The organism is Mycolicibacter sinensis, assembly GCF_001667945.1.
Lineage (GTDB): Bacteria > Actinomycetota > Actinomycetes > Mycobacteriales > Mycobacteriaceae > Mycobacterium > Mycobacterium sinense_B.
Window position 1 is genome coordinate 20,250 of the sequence record NZ_LZJK01000138.1, and the last position, 25,441, is coordinate 45,690.

Sequence of the window (25,441 nt, forward strand, 5' to 3'; positions counted from 1 at the left end):
GACTACCAAACTTCTACCGAGAAGTACTCATCGCGCTCACCCCACGCCGTCGCGGGCGGCCCGTAACCGCGCCAGGCTGCGCTCGGAACCCAGCAGCTCCAGTGACTCGAACAGCGGCGGGCTGACCAATCCGCCGGTGACGGCGACCCGGACCGGGCCGAAGGCCTTACGCGGTTTGAGCTCCAGGCCGTCCAGCAGCGCGGCCTTCAGCGCGGCCTCGATGGCCTCGGTGGTCCAGTCCGCCACACCGGCCAGCGCGGCGATAGCCGCGTCCAGCACCGGGGCGGCGTCGGGGCCCAACTCCTTGCCGGCGGCGCGCGGGTCCAGCGCGTAGCAGTCGTCGTTGAAGAACTTCAGCAGTGCCCAGGCGTCACCCAGCACCACGATGCGGGTCTGCACCAGTGCCGCGGCCGTCGCGAAGGCGGCGTCATCGAGTCCGGTGTCATGACCGTGGGTGTCGAAGTAGGCACGCAGGCGCGTGGCGAAATCCTGCGGGTCCAGCATCCGGATGTGCTCGGCGTTGAGCGCGTCGGCCTTCTTCTGGTCGAATCGCGCCGGGTTGGAATTGACGTTCACCACATCGAAGGCCGCGACCATCTCGTCAAGACTGAACACGTCGCGGTCGTCGGCGATGGACCAGCCCAGCAGCGCCAGGTAGTTCAGCAGCCCCTCCGGGATGAAGCCGCGGTCGCGGTGCGCGAACAGGTTCGACTGTGGGTCGCGCTTGGACAGCTTTTTCGTTCCTTCACCCAAAACGGTTGGCAGGTGCGCGAATTCCGGAATCCGGTCAGCCACTCCGATACGCATCAATGCCTGGTAGAGCGCGATCTGGCGCGGCGTGGACGGCAGCAGGTCCTCGCCGCGCAGCACGTGGGTGATCTTCATCATGGCGTCGTCAACCGGGTTGACCAATGTGTACAGCGGATCCCCGTTGGCCCGGGTCAGCGCGAAGTCGGGGACGGTGCCGGCCGGAAAGCTCGTCGGCCCACGCACCAGGTCGTGCCAGCCCAGCTCGACATCGGGCATCCGCAGCCGCACGACGGGCTTGCGGCCCTCGGCCAGATAACCGGCGCGCTGTTCGTCGGTGAGGTCCCGGTCGAAATTGTCGTAGCCCAGTTTCGGATTGCGACCGGCGGCGATATGGCGGGCCTCGACCTCCTGCGGCGTCGAGAACGCCTCGTAGGCCTCGCCCGCCGCCAGCAGCTGTGCCACCACGTCCCGGTGGATGTCGGCGCGTTGCGACTGCCGGTAGGGGCCGTAGGGGCCCCCCACCTCGGGGCCCTCGTCCCAGTCCAGGTGCAGCCAGCGCAGGGCGTCGAGCAGCGCCAGATAACTTTCCTCGCTGTCGCGTTGCGCGTCGGTGTCCTCGACCCGGAACACCAAGGTGCCGCCGGTGTGTCGGGCGTAGGCCCAGTTGAACAGCGCGGTGCGGATGAGGCCGACGTGCGGCGTGCCGGTCGGAGACGGGCAGAACCGGACGCGAACAGCAGGTGCAGTCACGACTTTCCTTTGCGGATAACCGGATTGGTGAGGGTTCCGATGCCCTCGACGGAGACGGACACGGTGTCACCGTGTTCGATCGGGCCGACGCCGTCGGGGGTGCCGGTGAGGATGAGGTCGCCGGGCAGCAGGGTCATCACCGCCGAGATCCACTCCACGATGGCGCCGACGTCATGCATCATCAGCGACGTGCGGCTGTCCTGCTTGAGCACCCCGTTGACCTCGGTGCGGATCGCCAGGTCGGCCGGGTCGAGGTCGGTGACGATCCACGGCCCGACCGGACAGAAGGTGTCGTGGCCCTTGGCCCGGGTCCACTGCCCATCGGCCTGCTGCTGGTCGCGGGCCGAGACATCGTTGCCGATGGTGTAGCCCAGGATGTTGTCGCGAGCCCGCGCCGCCGGAACGTCCTTGCACGGCCGCGAGATCACCACCGCCAGCTCGCCCTCGTAGTGCACCGGGGAGGCGTCGGCGGGCAGCTGAATCGGCACGTTCGGCCCCACGATCGCGGTGTTGGGCTTGAGGAACATGGTCGGGTTGGCCGGTGGTGCGCCACCCATCTCGGCGATGTGGGCCGCGTAGTTCTTGCCGATGCAGACCACCTTGCTGGCCAGGATCGGGGCCAGCAGGCGCACGTCGGCCAGCGGCCAGGACCGGCCGGTGAACTCCGGTGTGCCGAACGGGTGCTCGGCGATCTCGCGGGCTGTCATCGCGGTCAGGTCATCGGGCCGGTCCGGATCGCCTTCCAAGCTGACGAAGGCGACGCCGTCCGGGCTGGCAATTCGGCCTAGGCGCATTCGCCCAAGCCTAGTGTTCGCCGGCACCCCGACCGGGGCCGGCATGTGGAACCATGACCAAGTGTCCACGCAGCCGATCAGCACCGCGGCACGCTGGTCAGTAATGATCGTCGCGTTGGCGGCGACGCTGTGCTCGTTCGTGTTCATCAACGGCATCGCCTTCGTCATCCCGATGCTGGAGACCAAGCGCGACACCAACCTGGCAGCGGCGGGTCTGTTGGCGTCGATGCCCAGCTTCGGCATGGTGCTGACCCTGTTCGCCTGGGGCGCCCTGCTGGACCGCATCGGTGAGCGGATCGTGTTGTCGGTCGGATCCGCACTGACCGCGCTGGCCACCTTCGGGGCCGCGTCGATGCACTCGCTGATCGGGGTGGGCGCGTTTCTGTTTCTGGGCGGTATGGCCGCCGCCAGCGCCAACAGCGCCAGCGGCCGGCTGGTGACCGGTTGGTTCCCACCGCACCAGCGCGGTCTGGTGATGGGGATCCGGCAGACTGCGCAGCCACTGGGAATCGCCTTGGGGGCCGAGGTAATTCCGGAACTGGCCGAGCACGGCCTGGCCCGGGCACTGATGTTCCCGGCGACACTGTGCGCGGTGGCGGCGGTGGCGTGCGCCATCGGGGTGGTCGATCCGCCCCGCAGACCCCGATCCGCGGCGACCGGCACGGAGTTGGCCAACCCCTACAGCGGCTCGAAGGTGCTGTGGCGTATCCATCTGTCCTCGGCGCTGTTGATGATTCCGCAAGCTGTGCTGGCCACCTTCATGCTGGTGTGGCTGATCGTCGACACCGACTGGTCGATCGCCGCCGCCGGCGCTCTGGTGACCGTGTCGCAGTTGCTCGGTGCGGCCGGGCGGGTGCTGGCCGGCCGATGGTCCGATCGGGTGAGGTCGCGGCTGCGACCGATCCGCAGCCTCGCCGTCGCCGGTGTGGTGTCCATGGTGGCGCTCGGGGTGGCCGATCATCTGCACTCGCACCTGGCCGAGGCCGCGATGGTGGTTGCGGCAGTGATCAGCGTGCTGGACAACGGGCTGTCGTCGACCGCGGTCGCCGAGATCGCCGGCCCGTATTGGAGCGGGCGCGCGCTCGGCACCCAGAACACCACCCAGCGGCTCACCGCCGGAATCGCTCCCCCGGTGTTCGGTGCGCTGATCGGCGCCGTCGGTTATCCCTTCGCCTTCGCGCTGTGCGGCCTGTTCCCGCTGGCCGCGTGGCGGCTGGTGCCGGTCAGCGCCGAGCCGCGGGGCCGCTCGGTGCTCGAGGCGCTGAAGACGTTGCGGGTACCGCCCGAGGCACCACCGGACCCGTCGGTAAATCGATGAGCCGCCCCCACGTACCGTCGATGGGATGACTGACCCGGCTGATATCCAGCTACGGACGCCGACTGTGGCGGACGGCCCGGCCCTGTGGCAGATGGCCGTCGACAGCGCCACCCTCGACGTCAACGCGCCTTATGCCTACCTGTTGTGGTGCCGCGACTTCGCCGCCAGCTCGGTGATCGCCGAGGTCGGCGGCGAGCCGGCCGGCTTCGTCACCGGCTACCGCCGTCCGGAGCAGCCGGGAACACTGATGGTCTGGCAGGTCGCGGTGAACGACGCGCACCGCGGCATGGGACTGGCCGGACGGATGCTCGATCATCTGGCGACCGCCCTGGTGGCCGACGGCGGCACGCATCTTGAGACGTCGATCACACCGGACAACGAAGCCAGCCGGCGGCTCTTCAGCGCCTTCGCCCGCCGCTGGGACGCCACCCTGGAGTGCTCCGAGCTGTTCGGGGCCGGTTTGTTCCCCGAGTCACACCTGGCCGAAGAGCTGTTTCGGATCGGGCCGCTGCGGGTAGACACGCCAAGCTGGCGACAGCATGGCAAGCTTGAGATCACAAAACGGTCTCGGTAAGGTCACGACCGCGCAAACGAGAGCCCCGGCAGACCTGGCCGGGGGCATCGAGCGGGGTGGTGGGTCGAGCCGAGATCACCCGCGGCACGAGTTGGAAGTCGACCTGTCGTTCCGTTCCGTTGTATGTGACCGACGGACGGAGGAAACCATGAGTATTTTCGAAACCCTTGAATCCGATGTACGGAGTTATTGCCGGTCGTGGCCGGTGACGTTCGACCGGGCCAAAGGCTCCCGGATGTGGGACGTCGACGGCAACGAATACGTGGACTTCTTCGCCGGCGCGGGGGCGCTGAACTACGGCCATAATCACCCGGACCTGCGGGCGCCACTGCTGGAGTACCTGAGTTCGGACCGGGTGGTGCACAGCCTCGACATGCACACCGTGGCCAAGGGCGAGTTCCTGGAGCGGTTCAACGAGGTGATCCTCAAGCCGCGCGGGCTGGACTACAAGGTCCAGTTCCCCGGCCCCACCGGAACCAACGCGGTGGAGTCGGCGCTGAAGCTGGCCCGCAAGGTCACCGGCAAGGAAAGCATCATCAGCTTCACCAATGCCTTCCACGGCATGACGCTGGGCTCGTTGAGCGTCACCGGCAATTCAATGAAACGCGGCGGCGCCGGCATCCCGCTGGTGCACGCCACCCCGATGCCCTACGACAACTACCTCGACGGCGTCACCCCCGACTTCATCTGGTTCGAGCGCCTGCTACAGGACAGCGGCAGCGGCCTCAACGAGCCCGCCGCGGTGATCGTCGAGACGGTGCAGGGTGAAGGCGGCATCAACGTGGCGCGGTTGGAGTGGCTGCACGGGCTGGCCGAACTCTGCAAACGGCACGACCTGCTGCTGATCGTCGACGACGTACAGATGGGCTGCGGGCGCACCGGGCCGTTCTTCAGCTTCGAGGCGGCCGACATCGTGCCCGACATCGTCTGCATGTCCAAGTCCATCAGCGGCTACGGGCTGCCGATGGCAATGACGCTGTTCAAGCCGGAGCTCGACGTGTGGGAGCCCGGCGAGCACAACGGCACCTTCCGCGGCCAGAACCCGTCGTTCGTGACGGCCGCTGCAGCGCTGAACTTCTGGACCGACAACCTGCTGGAAAAGCAGGTGATCCGCAAGGGCGAACAGATCGACCAGGCGCTGCGCGAAGTGATCGAGCCCTTCGAGGGGGTCGAGACCCGCGGCCGCGGGCTGATCCGCGGTGTGGCGTTCGACCAACCCGAGCTGGCCGGTGCGGTGCAGAAGGAGGCGTTCGCTCGCGGGCTGCTGTTGGAGACCTCGGGACCGGAAGGCGAGGTGGTAAAACTGATGCCACCGTTGGTTATCGACGACGACGATCTGGCCGAAGGCCTGACGATCGCCGCCCAGTCGATCGAGGCCGTCGCCACCCGAGAACTCGCCGGCACTACCTCAGGAGCCAATCGATGATCGTCCGTACCCTTGCCGAAATCAAAGGCACCGACCGCGACGTGCAGGCCAAGACCTGGAACAGCCAGCGGCTGCTGCTGGCCCGGGACGGGCAGCGGTTCTCCATGCACGAGACCATCCTGTACGCCGGTACCGAAACCTCGATGTGGTACGCCAACCACGTCGAGGCGGTGTACTGCGTCGGCGGCGAAGGCGAGCTGGTCAACGAGGAGACCGGCGAGGTGCACCCACTTCGCGACGGCACCCTGTACCTGCTCGACGGGCACGAACACCACCGCGTGACGGCTCACACCGACTTGCGCATGGTGTGCGTATTCGACCCGCCGGTCACCGGTCAGGAGGTGCATGACGAGACCGGCGCCTACCCCCTGCTCACCGAGGAAACCCAGGAGACCGCGTAGTGACGACCGCTGTCACCGACCACTACCCCACCCGCAACAACGTCACAATCGGCATCGAGCCGCGGCGTGACCCGGTGGTGTGGGCAACGGAGGCCAACAGCGGGCCCCTGGCCGCCGCCAGCGTCGAGGCGTTCGACGCCGACGGATTCCTGGCCGTCGACCAGCTGGTGGATGCCGACGTCGTCGCCGACCTGCGCAACGAGCTCGACCGCCTGCGCGCCGACCCGGTGCTGGCGGCCGACGAGCGCTCGATCTGCGAACGCGACAGCGGGCAGATCCGGTCGATCTTCGAGGTGCACCGGATCAGTCCGGCGTTCGCCGCGCTCGTCGCCGACCCGCGCCTGGTCGGCCCGGTCCGCCAGTTGCTCGGCTCCGAGGTGTACGTGCACCAGAGCCGGGTCAATTTCAAGCCGGGCTTCAACGGCCGGGAGTTCTACTGGCACTCCGACTTCGAGACCTGGCACGCCGAGGACGGGATGCCCACCCCGCGCGCGATCAGCGTCTCGGTGGCGCTCACCGAGAACCTGGACAGCAACGGTTCGCTGATGATCATGCCGGGCTCGCACCGCTGGTTCGTCTCATGCCCGGACGAGACCCCACCGGATCACTACCGCTCCTCGCTGAAGCAACAAGAGGTCGGCACACCCGATGACGACAGCCTGACGTGGATGGCCGACCAGCACGGCATCCGTCAGATCACCGGCCCGGCGGGGTCGGCGGTCTTCTTCGACAGCAATTGCATGCACGGTTCGAGCAGCAACATCACGCCGTATCCGCGCTCGAACGTCTTCATCGTCTACAACAGCGTGGAGAACACCCTGGTGGAGCCGTTCGGCGCCGCGGCTCCGCGGCCGACCTTCATCGCCAGCCGGACCTTCGACCCGGTGTAGAACGGTCGATGTGGCACGTTTCCTGTCCATCACGCTGACCAGCCGTGGTGTGTCATGCCGCGCGCGACTGCTCGAGGAGGCGGCTCCCCGGACCTGCGCCCTGGTCTGGGATGCGTTGCCGGTGGCCGGCCAGGCCTACCACGGCAAGTACGCCCGCAATGAGGTCTACACGCTGTTGCCGCCGCTGGGCACGCCGGGCCGGGAGAACACCACGGTGACGCCGATCCCCGGCGACGTCTGCTTCTTCAGCTTCGACGCCGGCGATATCGGCAACCCCGCCTACGGTTACGACGAAGGGGAGCAAGGGAATTCACCGCTGGGCGCGACCGATCTGGCGATCTTCTACGGCCGCAACAACCTGCTGCTCAACGGCGACGTCGGCTGGGTACCCGGCAATGTGTTCGCGACGATCGAAGAGGGTTTGACCGAGATGGCGGCCGCGTGCAATGACCTGTGGATGGCCGGCGCGGTGGGCGAACAGTTGGCGTTCGCGCGAGCTTAGTTCCCTCCCGCGGTCTAGAAGCCCAGTACCCGCTCGGCGAACAGCCCGGCTGCCAGCACCAGATCGTCGCTGTGCCGCGGCCCGATGATCTGCATGCCGATCGGCAGGCCTTCGGCGGTGGTACCGATCGGGATACTCAGCGCCGGTTGCTGAGTCATGTTGAACGGGTAGGTGAACGGCGTCCACTGAGCCCACCAGCGCAGGCCCGAATCGATCGGCACGTCGTGCCCGGCGGTGAAGGCCGGGATCGGGGTGGTCGGTGTGATCAGCAGATTGTGGCGTTCATGGAAGCGCCCCATGACCAGTCCCAGGTCGACGCTGACCTGACGCGCGGCCAGATAGTCGACCGCTGAAACCGCCAGGCCGCGTTCCCACATCTCGGCCAGGCCCGGATCGACCAGTCCGCGGTCCTTCTCGTGGCCGCGCAGGCTGCCGGCCGCCCCGGTCGCCCACAGCACCTCGAACGCATCGATGGGGTCGGCGAAGCCGGGATCGGCGACCAGGACGTTCAGCCCGGCGTCGGCCAGCGCCTGCACCGCCGCGGCTACCGTCGCCTCGATCTGCGGGTCGACGTCGACGTAGCCCAGCGTCGGCGAGTAGGCGACGTCCAGACCGACCACCTCCCGCCGGACTTCGCCGCGGTAGGTCGTCAGCGTCGGCGGCAACGACGTGGGGTCGCGGTGATCGGGCAACGCGATGATGTCCATCAGCACGGCGGCGTCTTCGACGGTCCGGGTGATCGGCCCGGCGTGTGCCAGCGGCCCGAACGGACTGATCGGATACATCGGGACCCGCCCGTGGGTGGGCTTGAACCCGACGACGCCGCAGAAACTCGCCGGGATGCGGATGCTGCCCCCGCCGTCGGTGCCGATCGCCAACGGCGCCATTCCGGAGGCGACCGCGGCGGCGCTGCCGCCCGACGACCCGCCCGCGGTGCGGGTGATGTCTACCGGATTGCGGGTGACACCGGTCCGCGGGCTGTCGGTGACGCCCTTCCACGCCAACTCCGGGGTGGTGGTCTTACCCAGCAGCACCATCCCGTCGTCCCGCATCTTCCCGACCGCCGGACTGTCGTCCGGCCACGGCCCGGCGGCGTCGGCGAGCAGCGAACCGCGCAAGGTGGGCCATCCGGCGGTCCGGAACACGTCTTTGACGGCGACCGGCACCCCGTCGAGCAGACCCTTGGTGTAGTTGCCGCTCCAGCGCGCTTCGGACTTGCGCGCCGCGGACAATGCGGCCTGCTCATCGACCAGGCAGAAGGCGTTGACGTCGCCATCACGCTCGGCGATCGCCGAGATCGCGGCCGCGGTTGCTTCAACCGGGGACAGTTCACCGGAGGTGTAGGCCGCGACCAGTTGCAGCGCCGTCAGATCGGTGGGGTGAGTCATGTGCGCGCCTCCTCAACCGGTTCCACTCGGCGTGGCCGGTGACGGCGCGTAGCCGCGGCGTTTGTCGACGACGTTGTGCAGCGGCTGACCGGACACGTACCGCCGGAAGTTGGCGATGAACTGTTGTTGCAAGGCGATTCGCCAACCCGTGATATCGCCACTGTGGTGCGGGGTCAATCGCACACCCGGAGCGCTCCACAGCGGGTGGTCCGCCGGCAGCGGCTCGGGGTCGACCACGTCGAGCGCCGCACCGGCCAGGGCGCCGGTCTGCAGGGCCGACACCAGGGCGTCGGTGTCCACCAGCTCGCCGCGACCGACGTTGATCAGCCGCGCGGTCGGGCGCATGGCAGCCAGCACGCCGGCGTCGACCATGCCCCGGGACTGCGGCGTCAGTGGCGCAGCCAGCACCACATAGTCGGCATCGGCGGCCGCGGCCGCCAAGTCGGTGGTGATCGCGCCGAAGTCAGGGTCCTCGCGCGGTGCGCGCCCGACGCCGCACACCGTCATACCGACCGCACGCAGTAGCCGCGCGATGGCCCGGCCCACCGGCCCGGGGCCGACGATGGTGACCGACGCACCGGCGATCGGCTCGGTGTCGAAGTGTTGCCACCGCTGCGCACGCTGAGCGTCCTCCGAACGCCGGAAGTCCTTGGCGAAGGCCAGGATCTGGCCCAGCACGTATTCGGCGATGGGCTCTTCGAAGATCCCGCGGGAGTTGGTCACCACGACGTCGCTGTCGATCAGGTCGTCGAACAGGACTGCGTCCACCCCGATCGCGGCGACCTGGACCCAGCGCAACGCACCGGCGGCCGGCCACACCGATTCCAGTGCGGGAGAAGAGAAGTCGTACACGAACAGCACATCACAGCCGCTGATCGCTTCGCCCAGCCGCGACGACGGGACCATGCGCAGCTCCGCGTCTGCGCCGATCGAATCGAGTTGGGCGGGAACCGACTCAGCGTGCTGGACGGTCACCACCGGACGCGCGTCCACATTGACACGGTAAAAACAAATCGTATGATTGTCAACAATCCAGGGCTCGCCTGGGGGTGGAACGTCAGTATGGGGAAACCCATGGATCTGTCCCTGTTTCCGGAATTGCCGGACTTCGACGGGCCGGTCGATCAGCGCGATGTCGGCATCATCGCGCCCTTCGATCTGGCGATCGAGCGTGAGCTGTGGCGCTGGATCCCCGCCGAGGTGGCGCTGCACCTGGCGCGCACCCATTACGAACCCGTCCCGGTGAGCCGGGCGATGGCCGAACTGGTCTCGGATACCAACCATTTACAGGCCGCCACCCGCGACGTGCTGCACGTCGAACCCGAGGTGGTCGCCTACCTGTGCTCGTCGGGCAGCTTCATCCACGGTGTCGACTACGAGAAGACCCTGGTCGCCGCGATCGAGGCGGCGGGCGCCAAGGCTGCAGTCACCACCTCGGGGGCACTGGCCGAAGCGATCATCGCCCTGGAGATCTCCCGGGTGTGTGTGCTGACTCCCTACGATGCCGAGCTCACCGAGCTGCTGCGGGTGTTCTTGAACCAGCTCGGAGTGGCGGTGCTGCACTCGGATCACCTGGGCCTGGGCGGCGGCATCTGGAAGGTCAACTACCGGACCGTGGCCGAGCGCATCATTGCCGCCGACCGCCCCGAAGCCCAGGCGATCTTCGTCAGCTGCACCAACTTACGCACCTACGACATCATCGCGCCGCTGGAGGAGATGCTCGGCAAGCCGATCCTGACCGCGAACCAACTGACGATGTGGGCGTGCCTGGGCCGGATGAACCTACCGATGATGGGCCCCGGCCGGTGGCTGCGGGACGTCTTCACCGGAGCCCCGCAATGAGCGGCGTGCGCTGCGTGGGCTTTATCTACCCCGGACATGCCGCGGAGGCCGATTACGGCCAAGCCGCCCGGCTGCTGCAGCTGGATCTGCCCGTCGCGCACGTCTACGGCACCGACCTGCACGCCGTAGCGGAGCTGATGGATCTGGGCAGCCCGGCCAAGCTCGCCCACGGCGCGGCGCTACTGGCGCCGCAACGACCGGCCGCTGTGGTCTGGGCCTGCACCTCAGGCAGTTTCGTGTTCGGGCCCGAGGGCGCCGCGCACCAGGTCGACCGGCTGGCGGCGGAAGCCGGTGTGCCCGCATCCAGCACGTCGTTCGGCTTCGTGCACGCCCTGGCCGCACTGGGTTGCCGCCGCGTTGCGGTTGCCGCCAGCTATCCGCGTGACATCGCCGGGCTGTTCGCGGGATTCATTGCCGCCCACGGCATCACCATCGAGGCGATGGGCGATGCCGGGATTCCCACCGCAGCGGAGGTCGGCCGCCTCACCCGATCCCAGATCCGAGACCTCGCGCTGCGCAACGACACCGCCCGGGCGGAGGCGCTGTTGATCCCCGACACCGCCATGCACACCATCGGCCAGGTGGATGAGCTTGAGCGGCTGCTCGGCAAGCCGGTGCTGACCGCCAACGCAGTGACGATTTGGGAGGGTTTGCGCATCGCCGGGATAGCCCGGCACGCAACGGGACTCGGCGCATTGTTCGAGGAAGGCCGATGACACTTTCACAAGACGCAGCATTCGAGCCGTTGAGCAGACCCTCAACGCCGGAGTTGATCGCCGAGCGGCTGCGCGAGGCGATCACCCGCGGCCGGCTGGCGCCGGGCCAGCAGCTCGGCGAGGCGAGCCTGGCCGCACAGTTCGAGGTGTCCCGCGGTCCGTTGCGCGAAGCGATGCAGCGGCTGGTCGCCGAGGGCCTGTTACGCAGCGAACGCAACCGCGGCATCTTCGTCGTCGAACTCACCGACGACGACGTGCGCGATGTCTACCAGGCCCGCAAAACCATTGAACGGGCCGCCGTGAGCGAGGTGCTGCGCCGCGATCCCGGGGCTGCCGCCGCCCGACTACGCCCACCGGTGGAGGCCATGCGCGTTGCCGCCGCCCGGCACGACGGGGCCGCGGCGGCCGATGCCGACCAGGAGTTCCACGAGGTGCTCGTCGAGTGCGCGGGCAGCCCTCGCCTGCACCGGGCGATGCGCACCCTGTTGTCGGAGACCCGGATCCTGCTGGGCGAACTGGAAGAGGCCTACCCCGACCTGCGCGAGCAGGTCACCGAACATGTGGTGTTGCGCAAGGCCATCGGCGCCGGCGACGAGGCCGCCGCGGTCCGGCTGATCGAGGAGCACATGGACGATGCGGTCCGCCGGCTGCTGGCGCGGCGTGCGACGATCACCAGATGACGACCGACGCGATAGGTAGCGCGCGTCGCTGGTCGATCCTGGGCTTGGCGCTGACGGCGACCATGTGCGCCAACGTGTTCATCAATGGTGTCGCGTTTCTTATCCCCGTTCTGCACAGCGACCGCGGGCTGGATCTCGCCCGGGCCGGGCTGCTGTCGTCGCTGCCGAGTTTCGGCCTGGTGGCGACGCTGATCGCCTGGGGCTACCTGGTGGACCGGCTCGGTGAGCGGCTGGTGCTGGTGGCCGGCTCGGCGCTGACCGCGCTGGCGACATTCGGGGCGGCGAGCGCATCGTCGGGGGGCTCGCTGACCGCCACCGGCGCATTCCTGCTGCTGGGCGGGATGGCCGCGGCCAGCAGTAACACCGCCAGCGGCCGGCTGGTGGTGGGATGGTTTCCCGCGCATCAGCGGGGTCTGGCGATGGGTATCCGACAGACCGCGCAGCCCTTGGGAGTCGGACTGGGCGCGTTGGTGATTCCGCGCCTGGCCGAACACCACGGCATCGGCGTGGCGCTGCTGTTCCCGGCCGCGGTGTGCGCGGCGGCGGCGCTGGCCTGCGCCGTGGGGGTCAGTGACCCGCCCCGTCCACCGCGCGACGAAGCACCGGCCGAACACCTGGCCAACCCCTACCGCGGCTCGGCGCTGCTGTGGCGGATCCACGCGATGTCGGTGCTGCTGGTGGTGCCGCAGGTGATGGTGTGGACGTTCATGCTGGTCTGGCTGATGTCCGAGCGGGGCTGGTCGGCGGGCGCGGCCGGCGCCCTGGTCACCGTCAGCCAACTGCTGGGAGCAGCCGGCCGGATCGGTGCCGGACGCTGGTCGGACCGGGTCGGGTCCCGGTTGCGGCCGGTGCGCACCATCGCCGTCGCCGCTGCGCTGACCATGCTGGCCCTGGCGGTGACCGCCTGGGCCGGATCGCCGATCAGTGTGGCGCTCATCGTGGTGGCGTCGGTGATCACGGTGTCGGACAACGGATTGGCCTTCACGGCGATCGCCGAGATCGCCGGCCCGTTCTGGAGTGGGCGGGCCTTGGGCGCCCAGAACACCAGTCAACACTTCGCGGGCGGGCTGGCGCCACCGTTGTTCGGCACCCTGATCGGCGTGGCCGGCTACCCCGTGGCGTTCGCGGTCTGCGCGCTGTTCCCGCTGGCCGCGCTGCCGGTCGTGCCGGCCGATCCGGACTAGAGCAGGCCCAGAATCCGGTCGCCGGTGGCGGCCGTCGACAGCTTCTGGCTGCCGCGGGTGGCCAGGTGCTGCTCGACAGCCTTGTCGACCCGGGCCGCGGCAGCGTGCTCGCCGATGTGGCTCAGCAGCATGGCCACCGACATCACCGCCGCAGTCGGGTCGGCGACGCCCTGCCCGGCGATGTCCGGGGCGCTGCCGTGCACCGGCTCGAACATCGACGGGTTGGTTCCGGTGGCGTCGATGTTGCCGCTGGCCGCCAACCCGATCCCACCGCACACGGCGCCGGCCAGGTCGGTGATGATGTCGCCGAACAGGTTGTCGCTGACGATCACGTCGAACCGGCCGGGATCGTTGACCAGGTAGATGGTGGCGGCGTCCACGTGGGTATAGGCGGTCTCGACGTCCGGGTACTCCTTGCCGATCTCGGCCACCGTGCGCGTCCACAGCGATCCGGCGTAGGTCAGCACATTGTTCTTGTGCACCAGGGTCAGGTGCTTGCGCCGCGCGCGGGCCTTCTCGAACGCGAACCGCACCACCCGGGCCACGCCGAACGCGGTGTTGACGCTGACCTCGGTGGCGACCTCATGCGCGGTGCCGACGCGAAGCGCGCCACCGTTGCCGGTGTAGGGCCCTTCGGTGCCTTCACGCACCACCACGAAGTCGATCGCGGGCGGATCGGCCAGCGGGCTGGCGACCCCCGGGTAGAGCCGGCTGGGTCGCAGGTTGACGTGGTGGTCCAGCGCGAACCGGGCGTGCAGCAACAGACCGCGCTCCAGCACCCCCGACGGCACCGAGGGATCACCGATCGCACCGAGCAGGATCACGTCGTGGCCGCGGAGTTCGTCGAGCACCGAATCCGGCAGCACCTCACCGGTGGCGTGATAGCGCTTTGCCCCGAGGTCGTAGGTGGTCTTCTCCGTACCCGGCAGCACCGCGTCGAGCACTTTCACCGCTTCGGTGATGACCTCCGGGCCGATACCGTCGCCGGGGATGACCGCGAGTTTGACGCTCATGCCAGGTCAACCTCCTCGATCTTGTTGGCGCCGACGGCCGCGCTGATCGCCGAGCACACATCTGCGGGCACCTGGCGGTCGACCCGCAGCAGGATCGTCGCCGCCGGCCCCTCGGCGTCCTCGGAGAGTTGTGCGGCATGGATGTTGATCCCGGCAGAACCCAACAGGGTGCCGATCTTGCCCAGCGCGCCGGGCTGGTCGGAGTAGTTGATGATCAGGTTGACACCCTCGGCCCGCAAGTCGAAGTGCCGGCCGTTGATCTCGACGATCTTCTCCACCTGATGCGGGCCGGACAGGGTGCCGGCCACGGTGACGACCGCCCCGTCGGCGGTCACCGCCCTGAGCTCGACGACGCTACGGTGGTTGGGACTTTCGGTGGCGCTGCCGATTTCGGCGTCCACTCCCCGCTCGGCAGCCAGCGCCGGCGCGTTGACGAACGTCACCGGATCCTCGATGACGGCCGAGAAGAGCCCACGCAGGGCCGAAAGCCGCAGCACTCCAACGTCTTCGGATGCCAGCTCACCGCGCACCTGCACCGACAGCGACACCGGCAGACCGTCGGAGAGTGCACCGGCCAACAGCCCGAGTTTGCGCACCAGGTCCAGCCAGGGCGCTACTTCCTCACTGACCGCGCCACCGCCGACGTTGACCGCGTCGGGCACGAATTCCCCAGCCAGCGCCAGCTTTACGCTCTTGGCGACGTCGGTGCCGGCCCGGTCCTGGGCCTCGGCGGTCGAGGCGCCCAGGTGCGGGGTCACCACGACCTGCGGCAGGTCGAACAACGGGGAGTCGGTGCACGGTTCGGTGGCGAACACGTCCAGTCCGGCGGCTCGGACATGGCCGCTGGTGATCGCCTCGGCCAGCGCCGCCTCGTCGATCAACCCGCCACGGGCCGCGTTGACGATGATGACCCCGGGCTTCGTCTTCGCCAGCGCCTCCTTGCCGATCAGGCCCGCGGTCTCGGGCGTCTTCGGCAGGTGCACCGAGATGAAGTCGGCGCGCGCCAGCAGCTCGTCGAGGCTGAGCAGCTCGATGCCCAGCTGCGCGGCCCGAGCCGCCGACACGTAGGGGTCGTAGGCGATGATATGCGCACCGAACGCGGCCAGGCGCTGGGCGACAAGCTGGCCGATGCGGCCCAAGCCGACCACGCCGACGGTGTGGTCGAAGATCTCGGTGCCGGAGAACGACGAGCGCTTCCACTCGCGGTTGTGCAGTGAGGCGTCCGCAGCCGGGATCTGACGGGCGGCGGCGAGCATCAGCGCGATCGCATGCTCGGCGGCGCTGTGGATGTTCGACGTCGGAGCGTTGACCACCAGCACTCCGCGCGCGGTGGCGGCGTCGACGTCGACGTTGTCCAGGCCGACCCCGGCACGCGCCACGATCTTGAGCTTGGTGCCGGCCGCCAGCACCTCGGCATCGACGGTGGTGGCCGAGCGCACCAGCAAGGCGTCCGCATCCGGTACCGCCGCCAGCAGCTTCTCCCGGTCCGGGCCGTCGACCCAGCGCACCTCGACCTGGTCACCCAGGGCGGCCACGGTGGATTGGGCGAGTTTGTCAGCGATCAAAACCACGGGCAGAGTCACCCGGCCAGCGTAGTGGGCCATCGCCAGCGCGACGAAGTCGGGCGCAGCGGGCCGCCCACCATTAGACAGGCGCGGCGATGGGCCTGGCCCAGCCGGGCGAAACCGTCCGTCTCGGTAGCGATGCAGCGTGCGGGCGAATGTTCGACGCGGACGCAACTTTCTCAGAACACTTGTAAGTTACTCGTCGGTATGTTACGTTCGCTCAGGTTGCACCCAGGCAATGTATTCAATTTTCTGAAAAGACCCGGAAGAGGAGTTCCGAATGCACCGTCGCATTCTTTGGGCCGCCGGCGCTGCTGGCGGTGGTCTGCTGACCAGCGCATTTTTGACGACGGCCATTGCCGTCGCCGACACTGGCACCGGTAGCACCGTCACCGACAACGCCTTCACCATCGGGGACTTCACCTTCGATCCGGGCGGCGACGGATACACGCCGATCAGCCCGCTGTCTCAGCTTTCGCCGCTGTTGGGCATCGGCGGCGCGTCGATCAGTAAGGCGCTGACCTCTTCCGGGCTTGCCCGCCAGGAGTTCGATGTCTACGGCAAGGACGGCACCGAGCTGGGCACCGTCAACACCAACGTCAACGTGCAGAACCTGTTGGGCATCGAATCCGTCCAGCTGCGGGTCATCGACGCCGACGGCGGTGCCGGCGCCGCGGGGCTCCCGGCCGTCGGGACGGTCTACAGCATCACCGACCTCGGTGGCGGCTTCCAGAACGTCTACATCGCCACGCCGGGCGCCGACGGCGGCCCCGGCACTGTCACCGACGTGCTGGTGACGCCGCTGGGCAACATGAACCTGGACTGGCTCTTCGGCGGCTATGACGCCACTCATGGGCTCAACCCCGGCGATGCCTTCGCCGGCCTGGCCGGCGGCGCCGGCGAATCCAGCGACAACGCCTTCACCATCGACGGCGTGACCTTCGACCCCGGGGCCGACGGATTCAAAGAGGCCAACGAGCTCTTCGGCATCGCGCCGTTGATGAACCTCGGCGGCGGCATGGCCGTCCTCGGCACCATCCAGCTCCCGCTGTACACCCAGAACTTCGACGTGTACGACGGCGACGAGCTGGCCGGGACGGTGAAGACCAACGTCAACACCCTCAACCTGCTGGGCATCGAAGCCACCCAGTTCACCGTCGCCAGCAGCAAACTGGCCGAGGGTGCCGACGCCGCTGACCTTCCGGTCAAGGGCGCCGTCTACTCCGTCGTCAACCTCGGTGGTGGCATCCAGAACATCTACACCGCGGTGCCCGGCGCCGACGGCGGCAAAGCCACCATCACCGACACCTTGGTGACGCCGTGGGGCAAGACCGACCTGAGTTCGATGTTCGCCGGCTTCGACGCCACCAAGCCCCTGGACCCGGGGGCGGCGCTGACCGGCCTCGACGGCGGCGCCGGGAACCTCGGCGAAAACGCCTTCACCATCAACGGGATCACCTTCACCCCGGGCGACGACGGCTTCACCGCCATCAACCCGATGTTCGGTGTTGCGCCGTTGCTGGCGATCGGTGGCGGCGAGCTTGCCGGCGTGCCGTTGGCGCCCCAGGACCTCGAGGTGTACGGCGCCGACGGCAACCTGCTCGGCTCGGTTGACACAGTGGTGAACGTCGCGAACCTGTTCGGCATGATCGAGACCACCCAGTTCACCATCACCGACGGCGAGTTCGCCGATGGTGTGACCGCCGGCCTGCCCGCCGACGGCACGGTGTACTCCATCACCGACCTGTTCGGCTGGACGAACATCTACCAGGCCATCCCCGGTGTCGGCGACGGTCCGGCGACCATCTCCGATGTCCTGGTGACGCCGTTCGGCAACATGGACCTGAGTTGGATGTTCGGCAACTTCGACGCCACCGCCGTCTTCAACCCGGGCGACATCCTCGCCGGCCTCGACTTGGGCGATTTCGCCTAAAGGCCGCGGCCGACCGAAAACCCCACCTGTCGCGGCTGTCAGGTGGGGTTTTCTTTTTCCCTATATGGCGCAAGCCGTGAGTCAGGCCCGGGCGACGAGCCGCGGCACGGTCGGCTCCCCCGGCGACAGCCGGGTCGAGCGGAAGTGGGCCTTGAGGCCCGCCACCCAGCGCCGGCACCGCTCGGTGAGCCGATAGTCTTTGGTCTGCAGGTGCCCGCGGGTGACCAGCACTCCGAGTTCGGCGCCCTTGCAACGCACGTCGCCGGGCGCGGCGATGCGCATGTAGAACGCCTCCGACTCGTCCATCAGCGACGCCCAGTCGTTGGCCGGACGGGCAAACGACACCCGCCCGTCGTCGTCGAGACGCCAGATCCCGGTACGTGGCGTCGCGGTCAGCAGCTCGACGTGCGAGGAGGTCTCCCAGATCATCAGCTGGCCCCAGACGTCGTTGTCGCCGTAGCCGCGCTCCCAGCGCGAGTTGAGCTCGTCGACGTCGAGTTCGTAATCCACGTCCAGGTATTCGAGCAGATGGAACAGGAACAACGGCACGTCGGCGTAGGCCTCGGTGGTCAGGTTCGTCATCGGGCTCACTCCGCTCAGGCGGGGATTCACCTCGCCGAGATACAGCTCGTCGGAGTCCAGGTCGCGCAGCAGGTCCACCTCGAAGTAGCCGCGGTATCGCTCGCGGCCCAGGCAGTCGCCGAGCTTGCGCACCATCTCCCGCGCGGCGTGCGTCTGCGCCGGGGTCAGCGCCCCACGCCACACGTCATTGCCGCACCACCCGCCCTTGTAGGGGGTCAGCTCTGAATAGCCGACCAGGCTGGTCATGGCCGGTCCGACCACGGTGCCGTGCCGGGTCAGCGCGCCCTCCAAGCACACCTCGACATTGCGGATGCGCTTCATCACCTTGAGTTCCTGGCCGACCAGCGCCTCGGCGTGCCGGTCCCAGTCGCGTTGGCCGCGCAGAAAATATGTTGTCGTGCCGGCGTCGCCGTAGGCGGCCTGGACGACGAGGTTCTCCCCCAGCCCGGCACCGCGGGCCAGCGTCAACAGGTCGTCATAGGAACCGGCCCGTCCGATCACATTGGGCACGCTCGACACGCCCGCCTGCTGGGCCAGGCGCGTCATGACGATCTTGGAACTCAGGCGATGTCGCAGCTCCCATCCCGGCTGCATGACCTCCAGCTCCACTTCGTGGGCCAGAGCCTGGGTGGCCTCGTCGAGCATCACGAAGCAGGCCTTGCCGCCGGGCCCTTGGCGCGCGATGAACTCGAGGGTCTCCGGATCACGCAGCAGGTAATTGCACACGTCCTGCATGGAGTCGAAGTCCATCCGGTCGCGCCGCCGGGGGACGAACACCCGCGGGTGCTCGCCTTCGAACGAGTCGAAGTAGGTCAGGTAGAAGAAGTTGCGCACCCAGCGGTCGATGCCGAGCAGATTGAACGGGGTCGGCGATATGAAGTACAGCGGGACGGTGTTGGTGTGAAAGTACGCGCGGATATCCGAGAGCCCGTGCAGCCGACGGCGCGGTTCCATCCCACAAGTCTGCACCGAAATTGAAGCCACGCAGGCGTCCTCTCGGACATTGCCTGCGTGGCTGCAATCTGGAACTGACTAGGCCGTTTCGGTGATGGGCCGGTCCACCCAGCTCATCAGGTCGCGCAGCTTCTTGCCGGTGACCTCGATCGGGTGCTCGGCGTTGGCCTTGCGCAGCCCCTCGAGTTCCTTGTTGCCGCCCTCGACGTTGGCCACCAGGCGCTTGACGAAGGTGCCGTCCTGGATGTCGGAGAGGATGTCGCGCATCCGCTGCTTGGTGTCGGCGTCGATCACCCGCGGGCCGGACAGGTAGCCGCCGAACTCCGCGGTGTCGGAAACCGAGTAGTTCATCCGGGCGATGCCACCCTCATACATCAGGTCGACGATCAGCTTGAGCTCGTGCAGCACCTCGAAGTAGGCCATCTCCGGGGCGTAACCGGCCTCGACCATCACCTCGAAGCCGGCCTTGACCAACTCCTCGGTGCCGCCGCACAATACGGCCTGCTCACCGAACAGGTCGGTCTCGGTCTCCTCCTTGAAGGTGGTCTTGATCACGCCGGCCCGGGTGCCGCCGATGCCCTTGGCGTACGACAGCGCCAGCGCCTCCCCTTCACCGCGCGGGTCCTGGGCGACCGCGATCAGCGAGGGCACGCCCTTGCCGTCGACGAACTGACGGCGCACCAGGTGGCCCGGCCCCTTGGGCGCGACCATCCCGACGGTGATGTCATCAGCCGGCTTGATCAGCCCGAAGTGGATGTTGAGGCCGTGGCCGAAGAACAGCGCGTCACCGGCCTTCAGGTTGGGCTCGATGTCGTTTGTGAAGATCTCGGCCTGCGCGGTGTCGGGCGCCAGCAGCATGATCACGTCGGCCCACTTGGCGACCTCGGCCGGGGTGTCGACCTCCAGGCCCTGCTCGGTAACCTTGGCCCGCGACTTGGAGCCTTCCTTGAGGCCGACCTTCACCTGCACGCCGGAGTCGCGCAGGCTCAGCGAGTGCGCGTGCCCCTGGCTGCCGTAGCCGATCACGCCGACCTTGCGGCCCTGGATGATCGACAGGTCGGCGTCGTCGTCGTAGAACATCTCAACTGCCACTTTGTGTCACTTCTTTCTGTTCGTTCTTCGATGAAGTATTTGCGGGTTGTTACTTAGCCGTGCCGATGCCGCGCGGACCGCGGGACAACGATACGAGACCCGATTGGACGATCTCGCGGATACCGTAGGGCTCCAGCACCCGCAGCAGCGCCTCGAACTTGGCCGGGGTGCCGGTGGCCTCGACGATCAGCGACTCCGGCGAGACGTCGATCACCCTGGCGCGGAACAGGTTCACCGCCTCGACGATCTGGCCGCGGGTCGTCGCGTCGGCGCGGACTTTGATCAGCGCGATCTCACGGGAGACCGAGTTGTCGTCCTCCTGCTCGACGATCTTGATGACGTTGATCAGCTTGTTGAGCTGCTTGGTGATCTGCTCCAGCGGGGTGTCCTCCACCGAGACGACGATCGTCATCCGCGACATGTTCTTGGTCTCGGTGGCGCCGACGGCCAGCGACTCGATGTTGAAGCCGCGCCGGGAGAACAGCGCCGCCACCCGCGCCAGCACACCCGGCTTGTCCTCGACCAGCACCGACAGGGTGTGAGTCTTCCATTCTGCGGCCATCAGGCGTGCCCCTCGTTGTCGGCGTCGTCGAACAGCGGCCGGATACCGCGAGCGGCCTGGATCTCGTCGTTGCTGGTGCCGGCGGCCACCATCGGCCACACCTGTGCGTCCGCGCCGACATGGAAGTCGATCACCACCGGGCGGTCGGTGATCGCCCGCGCCTGGTTGATCACGTCTTCGACGTCTTCCTCTCGCTCGCAACGCAATCCGACGCAACCCAGCGCCTCGGCCAGCATCACGAAGTCGGGAATGCGGTGCGAGTGGGTGGCCAGGTCGGTCTGCGAGTAGCGCTCCCCGTAGAACAGGGTCTGCCACTGGCGCACCATGCCCAGGTTGCCGTTGTTGATCAGCGCGACCTTGATCGGCATGCCTTCGATGGCGCAGGTGGCCAGTTCCTGGTTGGTCATCTGAAAACAGCCGTCGCCGTCGATCGCCCACACCTCGGCGTCCGGGCGGCCCGCCTTGGCGCCCATCGCCGCCGGGATCGCGAAGCCCATGGTGCCCAAGCCGCCGGAATTCAGCCAGGTGCGCGGCTTTTCGTAGTGGACGAACTGCGCGGCCCACATCTGGTGCTGGCCCACACCGGCGACATACACCGCATCGGGACCGGCGATGCGGCCCAGCGTCTCGATCACATACTCCGGGGACAGGCTGCCGTCGCTCTGCGGCCCGTAGCTCAGTGGGTAGGTGGCACGCACGTCGTCGAGGTAGGACCACCACTCGGCCAGATCCAGCGACAGCTTCTCGTGACGCAGGGCGCCGATCAGCTCGGTGATGACGGCCTTGACGTCGCCCACGATCGGCACATCGGCGTGCCGGTTCTTGCCGATCTCCGCCGGGTCGATGTCGGCGTGAATCACCTTGGCGTCCGGGGCGAACGAGTCCAGCTGGCCGGTGACCCGGTCATCGAAGCGGGCGCCCAGGGTGATCAGCAGATCCGAACGCTGCAGGCCGGCAACCGCCGCGACGGTGCCGTGCATGCCGGGCATGCCCAGGTGCTGGCGGTGACTGTCCGGGAAGGCGCCGCGGGCCATCAAGGTGGTGACCACCGGGATGCCGGTCAGCTCGGCCAGCTCCGCCAGCTGTGCGCACGCCTCGCCGCGGATCACCCCACCGCCGACGTAGAGCACCGGCCGGCGCGCCGCGGCGATCAGCTTGGCGGCCTCGCGGATCTGCCGGTTGTGCGGTTTGGTGGTGGGCTTGTAGCCGGGCAGGTCCAGTTTCGGCGGCCAGGCGAAGGTGCACTGACCCTGCAGAATGTCCTTGGGGATATCGACCAGAACTGCTCCAGGCCGTCCGCTTGCCGCGATGTGGAACGCCTCGGCGATCACCCGGGGAATGTCGTCGCCGTTGCGAACCAGGAAGTTGTGCTTGGTGATCGGCATGGTGATGCCGGAGATGTCGGCCTCTTGGAAGGCGTCGGTGCCGATCAGCTGACGGCCGACCTGCCCGGTGATGGCCACCACCGGGATGGAGTCCATCTGTGCGTCGGCCAGCGGGGTGACCAGGTTGGTGGCACCAGGACCCGAGGTGGCCATGCACACCCCCACCCGCCCGGTGGCGTGCGCGTAACCGCTGGCGGCGTGCCCGGCCCCCTGCTCGTGGCGAACCAGCACGTGGCGCAGCTTCTTCGAGTCGAACAGCGGGTCATAGACCGGCAGCACCGCGCCACCCGGGATGCCGAAGATGACGTCGACGTCGAGCTCCTCCAGCGAGCGGATCACCGACTGGGCGCCGGTCATCTGCTCGGGGGCGACGCGCTTGGCTGCGGTCCGGGCCTTGTCGGCGGAAGGAGCCCCGTTGGCCGGCTGCGGCCCGTCGGTTGCGGCCGACCGCTGCGGCGGTCGCGTGGTGGGTGCGCTCACGGTTTCCTCTTCAATTCCTCTGATGATCTGGACTGGTGGCAACAAAAAACCCCCGCCAGCTCAGCTGCTGCACGAGGGTTGCGCGTTGGTGGTTGAAAGCTCAGGCAACAACCAACGCGCAGGGGGCTACTACGAGCATGCCGTTGTCCATAGCGGATGACGGTAGTCGCTGGACCGACCGGGCGTCAAATGAGTCCATTGGGGTGCTCAATGCAGGTGGTCGACAAGCGATCCCTGCTCGCCGAAGAGCGCTGTCGTCCAGTGCGCCAACAGCGCGGTGTTGTCATGGTCGTCGGGATGGAACCCGTACCTGGTGTAGTCACCGAGCCGGCGGAACACCGCACGGGTCAGAAACGGCGAATGCCGCAGTGCGGCAAAGCTGCGGACGAGCCGCACCGGGTGATAGGCAGCGCGGTCAGAGAACAGCGAGATCAGCGAGTAGATGACGACGCTCAGCGGGAAGGTGAGCCGGATGACCCGCATCACCCGGATGCGCCGCTTCTCGCTGCCGCCGACCGCCCGGTAAACGTCAAAGGCAACCGACCGGTGCTCGGATTCCTCGACGGCGTGCCACAGCAGCATCGACCGCACCTCGGAGTCCCCGAGCAGGGCCTGGGCGCGTTCATCGCTGAGCAGGGTCTCGGCGAACACCGCGGTGAAATGCTCGTCGGCCGCGGTCATGGCCAGGCAGGTCAGCGGCGACAATCGCCGCTCGACGAACTTCAGCTGCCGACGGACCATCCGATCCACGCGGGCGGTGGGGTAGCCCATCTGGGCCAGCCGATCGTTGAGCTCGCGATGCTCGCGGCCATGCGAAACCTCTTGGCCGATAAAGCCTTTCACCCGTTCCTTCAGTTCCGGGTCGGTGATCTGGTCGGCGAAGTGGCGCACCGAGCGCACGAAGAAGTCCTCGCCCTCGGGGAACACCGCCGACAGGTGGGCGATGACGTGGCTCATCACCAGGTCTCCGGCGACGTAGTGCCGATCCAGCGAGGCGACCGGGTAGTTGAACCGGATACGGCGCGGGCGGACCGCGGGGTGGTGGCCGTTCGTGTCGGCGGTCATGACGTCCCCTTATGTTTGTTGGTCTGCTGGGTCGGCCACCAGCGGTCGGGCCAGCGCCTTGAAGGTGTCGAGGATGTCGTTGGCGGCCAACGGTTCATAGCCGTCGATCGAGCGCGACATCGCCAGACCGTTCATCAGCGCGAACGCCATCTGCAGGCCGATGCGCGAGTGCGGCGTGGCGCCACCGGCCGGGGCCAGCAGTTGGGCGTAGACCCGCTCGCAGGCTTCGGCGAACTGCCGATCGGTGTCAATGACCGCCGGCGCCAGGTCCGGATCGGTGCGAGCCGCCACCCACAGTTCGTGCGTTGCGGTAAAAGCCGGGCCGGAAAACATCGACCACAGCAGGTCAAAGGCCTCGTCCAGCTTATCGGCGCAGGGATCCAGCCCGGCCATCAAGACCTCGAACTCCTCGATGCGGCGGTTCAGCGCGAATTCGATGGCAGCGGTCAGCAGCCCGATCTTCGTCGGGAAATGACCTTGCAGCGCCCCCACCGACACCCCGGCGCGCCGGGCGACCTCGGTGGTCGTGGTGCCCTTGAAGCCGACCTCGACCAGTGCGTCGAGCGTCGCGTCCAGCAGGGCCCGGCGGGTCTCCGCGGTCCGCTCGGCCTGAGTGCGGCGGGCTCTGGTGGGCGCCATGGGCCCATCCTGCCCCACTTAAAATAAGTAGTCAATATTTTTTCTGCGCGGTCCGGAGGCTGCCGGTCCGCGCGCGCCGGTACCGGCGGTGACATCATGCGAGGGTGGCCTCCCACTCCCCCGATCCGGCGCCGCTGGTCATCCGCGTTTCGCCGATGGCACACTTCGCCGTCGGCTTCCTGGCGCTGGGTCTGCTCATTCCGGTGCTGACCTGGCCACTGACCGCGCCGCTGCTGGTACTGCCGGTGCTGCTCTCGGCGCTGATCGTGCGGTGGCGGACGGTCGCCGACGCGCAGCAGATCACGGTGCGCACGCTGCTCGGCAGCCGCTCGGTCAAATGGGACGCCATCGCAGGACTGGGGTTCAGCCGGGGATCCTGGGCGCGCGCGCACCTGCACAACGGTGAGCAACTGCGCCTGCCGGCGGTCAGCTTCGCGACTTTGCCGCTGCTCACCGAAGCCAGCGGTGGGCGGGTACCCAACCCGTATCGCTGATCAGCAGCTTTATGCGCCGGTCAGCCGAGTGGGTTGGCTCCGTTGAGGAACACCCACATCGCCGCGCCGCCGGCGATTCCGAGCAGCAGCGCCGCAACTGATCCGATGAACGGGCGCCGGGCCCAGCCGCGGTCACCGTCGAGCCCGTACCGGCCGGGCCCGACCAGCACGATCGCCACCGCCACCACAATGAGCATGAGGTGGTACTCGTGGCCGTCCGGCAGGAAGAAGTCGAAGCGCCCTTGGCTCTGCGCCGACACGCCGGCGAGCACGCCGACATCCTGACCTACGCCGCCGGCGGCGGGCAGATCGCCGCGGGGCTGCTGCTGGTGCTCGGACTGTTCACCCCGCTGGCCGCTGCCGGCGCACTGGCGTATCTGATCAACGGCGTGCTCGCCGGCGTGTCGGCGCAGAGCCAAGGGCGCTTCGACTTCTTCCTGCCGGACGGCCACGAGTACCACC

The 25,441-nt window shown here is 68.0% G+C and carries 25 protein-coding genes and 1 pseudogene; 13 read left to right on the forward strand and 13 right to left on the reverse strand.

Annotated features, from left to right (window positions below; genetic code table 11):
- Positions 1-36: 36 nt before the first annotated feature.
- Together gltX and A5694_RS17865 are read right to left on the reverse strand one after the other, a co-directional pair.
- A complete protein-coding gene (gene gltX / locus A5694_RS17860) occupies positions 37-1,500 on the reverse strand; it encodes a glutamate--tRNA ligase (protein WP_064923606.1) in 1,464 nt (487 codons plus the stop codon).
- Positions 1,497-2,294 (reverse strand): fumarylacetoacetate hydrolase family protein, encoded by a 798-nt coding sequence (locus A5694_RS17865; RefSeq protein WP_064923608.1) that lies wholly within the window; start codon positions 2,292-2,294, stop codon positions 1,497-1,499. The genes gltX and A5694_RS17865 overlap by 4 nt, the downstream gene beginning before the upstream one ends.
- Positions 2,295-2,337: 43 nt before the next feature.
- Between A5694_RS17865 and A5694_RS17870 the strand changes: the two genes are divergently transcribed.
- From A5694_RS17870 to A5694_RS17895, 6 genes are all read left to right on the forward strand, one after another.
- Entirely contained in the window at positions 2,338-3,612 is a 1,275-nt protein-coding gene (locus tag A5694_RS17870; protein ID WP_082952734.1) for an MFS transporter, read from the forward strand.
- A gap of 25 nt (positions 3,613-3,637) precedes the next feature.
- Positions 3,638-4,186: a diaminobutyrate acetyltransferase gene (ectA, locus tag A5694_RS17875; RefSeq protein ID WP_064923610.1), complete on the forward strand. Its 549-nt coding sequence runs from the start codon at positions 3,638-3,640 to the stop codon at positions 4,184-4,186.
- Positions 4,187-4,334: 148 nt separating this feature from the next.
- Complete coding sequence (gene ectB, locus A5694_RS17880; RefSeq protein ID WP_064923612.1) at positions 4,335-5,612, forward strand: diaminobutyrate--2-oxoglutarate transaminase; 1,278 nt, start codon at positions 4,335-4,337, stop codon at positions 5,610-5,612.
- Complete coding sequence (locus A5694_RS17885; protein ID WP_064923614.1) at positions 5,609-6,013, forward strand: ectoine synthase; 405 nt, start codon at positions 5,609-5,611, stop codon at positions 6,011-6,013. The genes ectB and A5694_RS17885 overlap by 4 nt, the downstream gene beginning before the upstream one ends.
- Complete coding sequence (gene thpD / locus A5694_RS17890; protein ID WP_064923616.1) at positions 6,013-6,903, forward strand: ectoine hydroxylase; 891 nt, start codon at positions 6,013-6,015, stop codon at positions 6,901-6,903. The genes A5694_RS17885 and thpD overlap by 1 nt, the downstream gene beginning before the upstream one ends.
- A gap of 10 nt (positions 6,904-6,913) precedes the next feature.
- The gene (locus A5694_RS17895) at positions 6,914-7,405 is read left to right on the forward strand and encodes a DUF3830 family protein (protein WP_064923618.1); all 492 of its coding nucleotides are present in this window, start codon (positions 6,914-6,916) and stop codon (positions 7,403-7,405) included.
- Between the two features lie 14 nt (positions 7,406-7,419).
- Here the strand turns inward: A5694_RS17895 and A5694_RS17900 are convergent, their stop codons facing one another.
- Together A5694_RS17900 and A5694_RS17905 are read right to left on the reverse strand one after the other, a co-directional pair.
- Complete coding sequence (locus A5694_RS17900) at positions 7,420-8,793, reverse strand: amidase (protein ID WP_064923620.1); 1,374 nt, start codon at positions 8,791-8,793, stop codon at positions 7,420-7,422.
- A 12-nt stretch (positions 8,794-8,805) separates the two neighbouring features.
- Positions 8,806-9,786, reverse strand: coding sequence for a D-2-hydroxyacid dehydrogenase (locus A5694_RS17905; protein WP_064923622.1), 981 nt, complete (start codon positions 9,784-9,786; stop codon positions 8,806-8,808).
- Between the two features lie 81 nt (positions 9,787-9,867).
- Between A5694_RS17905 and A5694_RS17910 the strand changes: the two genes are divergently transcribed.
- The 4 genes from A5694_RS17910 to A5694_RS17925 are packed head-to-tail and all read left to right on the forward strand — an operon-like array spanning position 9,868 to position 13,215.
- Positions 9,868-10,635 carry a maleate cis-trans isomerase family protein gene (locus tag A5694_RS17910; protein ID WP_064923624.1) on the forward strand — a complete coding sequence of 256 codons (768 nt, stop codon included), beginning with the start codon at positions 9,868-9,870 and terminating at the stop codon, positions 10,633-10,635.
- Positions 10,632-11,351 carry a maleate cis-trans isomerase family protein gene (locus tag A5694_RS17915; RefSeq protein ID WP_064923626.1) on the forward strand — a complete coding sequence of 240 codons (720 nt, stop codon included), beginning with the start codon at positions 10,632-10,634 and terminating at the stop codon, positions 11,349-11,351. Before A5694_RS17910 ends, A5694_RS17915 begins: the two co-directional genes overlap by 4 nt.
- Positions 11,348-12,031 carry a GntR family transcriptional regulator gene (locus A5694_RS17920; RefSeq protein WP_064923628.1) on the forward strand — a complete coding sequence of 228 codons (684 nt, stop codon included), beginning with the start codon at positions 11,348-11,350 and terminating at the stop codon, positions 12,029-12,031. The genes A5694_RS17915 and A5694_RS17920 overlap by 4 nt, the downstream gene beginning before the upstream one ends.
- Entirely contained in the window at positions 12,028-13,215 is a 1,188-nt protein-coding gene (locus A5694_RS17925; protein ID WP_064923630.1) for an MFS transporter, read from the forward strand. Before A5694_RS17920 ends, A5694_RS17925 begins: the two co-directional genes overlap by 4 nt.
- Here A5694_RS17925 and A5694_RS17930 read toward each other — a convergent pair.
- Entirely contained in the window at positions 13,212-14,228 is a 1,017-nt protein-coding gene (locus A5694_RS17930; RefSeq protein WP_064923632.1) for a 3-isopropylmalate dehydrogenase, read from the reverse strand. The genes A5694_RS17925 and A5694_RS17930 overlap by 4 nt on opposite strands.
- The gene (serA, locus tag A5694_RS17935; protein ID WP_064923654.1) at positions 14,225-15,811 is read right to left on the reverse strand and encodes a phosphoglycerate dehydrogenase; all 1,587 of its coding nucleotides are present in this window, start codon (positions 15,809-15,811) and stop codon (positions 14,225-14,227) included. Before serA ends, A5694_RS17930 begins: the two co-directional genes overlap by 4 nt.
- Positions 15,812-16,073: 262 nt before the next feature.
- Between serA and A5694_RS17940 the strand changes: the two genes are divergently transcribed.
- Positions 16,074-17,726, forward strand: coding sequence for a hypothetical protein (locus A5694_RS17940; RefSeq protein WP_064923634.1), 1,653 nt, complete (start codon positions 16,074-16,076; stop codon positions 17,724-17,726).
- 81 nt (positions 17,727-17,807) lie between these two features.
- Here the strand turns inward: A5694_RS17940 and A5694_RS17945 are convergent, their stop codons facing one another.
- From A5694_RS17945 to A5694_RS17970, 6 genes are all read right to left on the reverse strand, one after another.
- Positions 17,808-19,262 carry a biotin carboxylase gene (locus tag A5694_RS17945; RefSeq protein ID WP_064923636.1) on the reverse strand — a complete coding sequence of 485 codons (1,455 nt, stop codon included), beginning with the start codon at positions 19,260-19,262 and terminating at the stop codon, positions 17,808-17,810.
- Between the two features lie 78 nt (positions 19,263-19,340).
- Positions 19,341-20,342, reverse strand: a complete 1,002-nt coding sequence (ilvC, locus tag A5694_RS17950; protein ID WP_185746655.1) for a ketol-acid reductoisomerase — start codon at positions 20,340-20,342, stop codon at positions 19,341-19,343.
- A 61-nt stretch (positions 20,343-20,403) separates the two neighbouring features.
- A complete protein-coding gene (gene ilvN / locus A5694_RS17955) occupies positions 20,404-20,916 on the reverse strand; it encodes an acetolactate synthase small subunit (protein WP_064923640.1) in 513 nt (170 codons plus the stop codon).
- Positions 20,916-22,781 (reverse strand): acetolactate synthase large subunit, encoded by a 1,866-nt coding sequence (locus A5694_RS17960; RefSeq protein ID WP_064923642.1) that lies wholly within the window; start codon positions 22,779-22,781, stop codon positions 20,916-20,918. The genes ilvN and A5694_RS17960 overlap by 1 nt, the downstream gene beginning before the upstream one ends.
- 207 nt (positions 22,782-22,988) lie before the next feature.
- The gene (locus A5694_RS17965) at positions 22,989-23,846 is read right to left on the reverse strand and encodes a metal-dependent hydrolase (protein ID WP_064923644.1); all 858 of its coding nucleotides are present in this window, start codon (positions 23,844-23,846) and stop codon (positions 22,989-22,991) included.
- 9 nt (positions 23,847-23,855) lie between these two features.
- Positions 23,856-24,485: a TetR/AcrR family transcriptional regulator gene (locus tag A5694_RS17970; protein WP_064923646.1), complete on the reverse strand. Its 630-nt coding sequence runs from the start codon at positions 24,483-24,485 to the stop codon at positions 23,856-23,858.
- Between the two features lie 155 nt (positions 24,486-24,640).
- Here A5694_RS17970 and A5694_RS17975 point away from each other — a divergent pair, with 155 nt between their 5' ends.
- Positions 24,641-24,979 (forward strand): PH domain-containing protein, encoded by a 339-nt coding sequence (locus tag A5694_RS17975; RefSeq protein ID WP_064923656.1) that lies wholly within the window; start codon positions 24,641-24,643, stop codon positions 24,977-24,979.
- A gap of 20 nt (positions 24,980-24,999) precedes the next feature.
- Here the strand turns inward: A5694_RS17975 and A5694_RS25335 are convergent, their stop codons facing one another.
- On the reverse strand, positions 25,000-25,176 hold the full coding sequence (locus A5694_RS25335) for a hypothetical protein (protein WP_428844286.1): 177 nt from the start codon (positions 25,174-25,176) through the stop codon (positions 25,000-25,002).
- 69 nt (positions 25,177-25,245) lie between these two features.
- On the opposite strand from A5694_RS25335, the pseudogene A5694_RS22830 reads away from it, so the two are divergent.
- A pseudogene (locus A5694_RS22830) lies at positions 25,246-25,441 on the forward strand (DoxX family membrane protein); the annotation flags it as partial.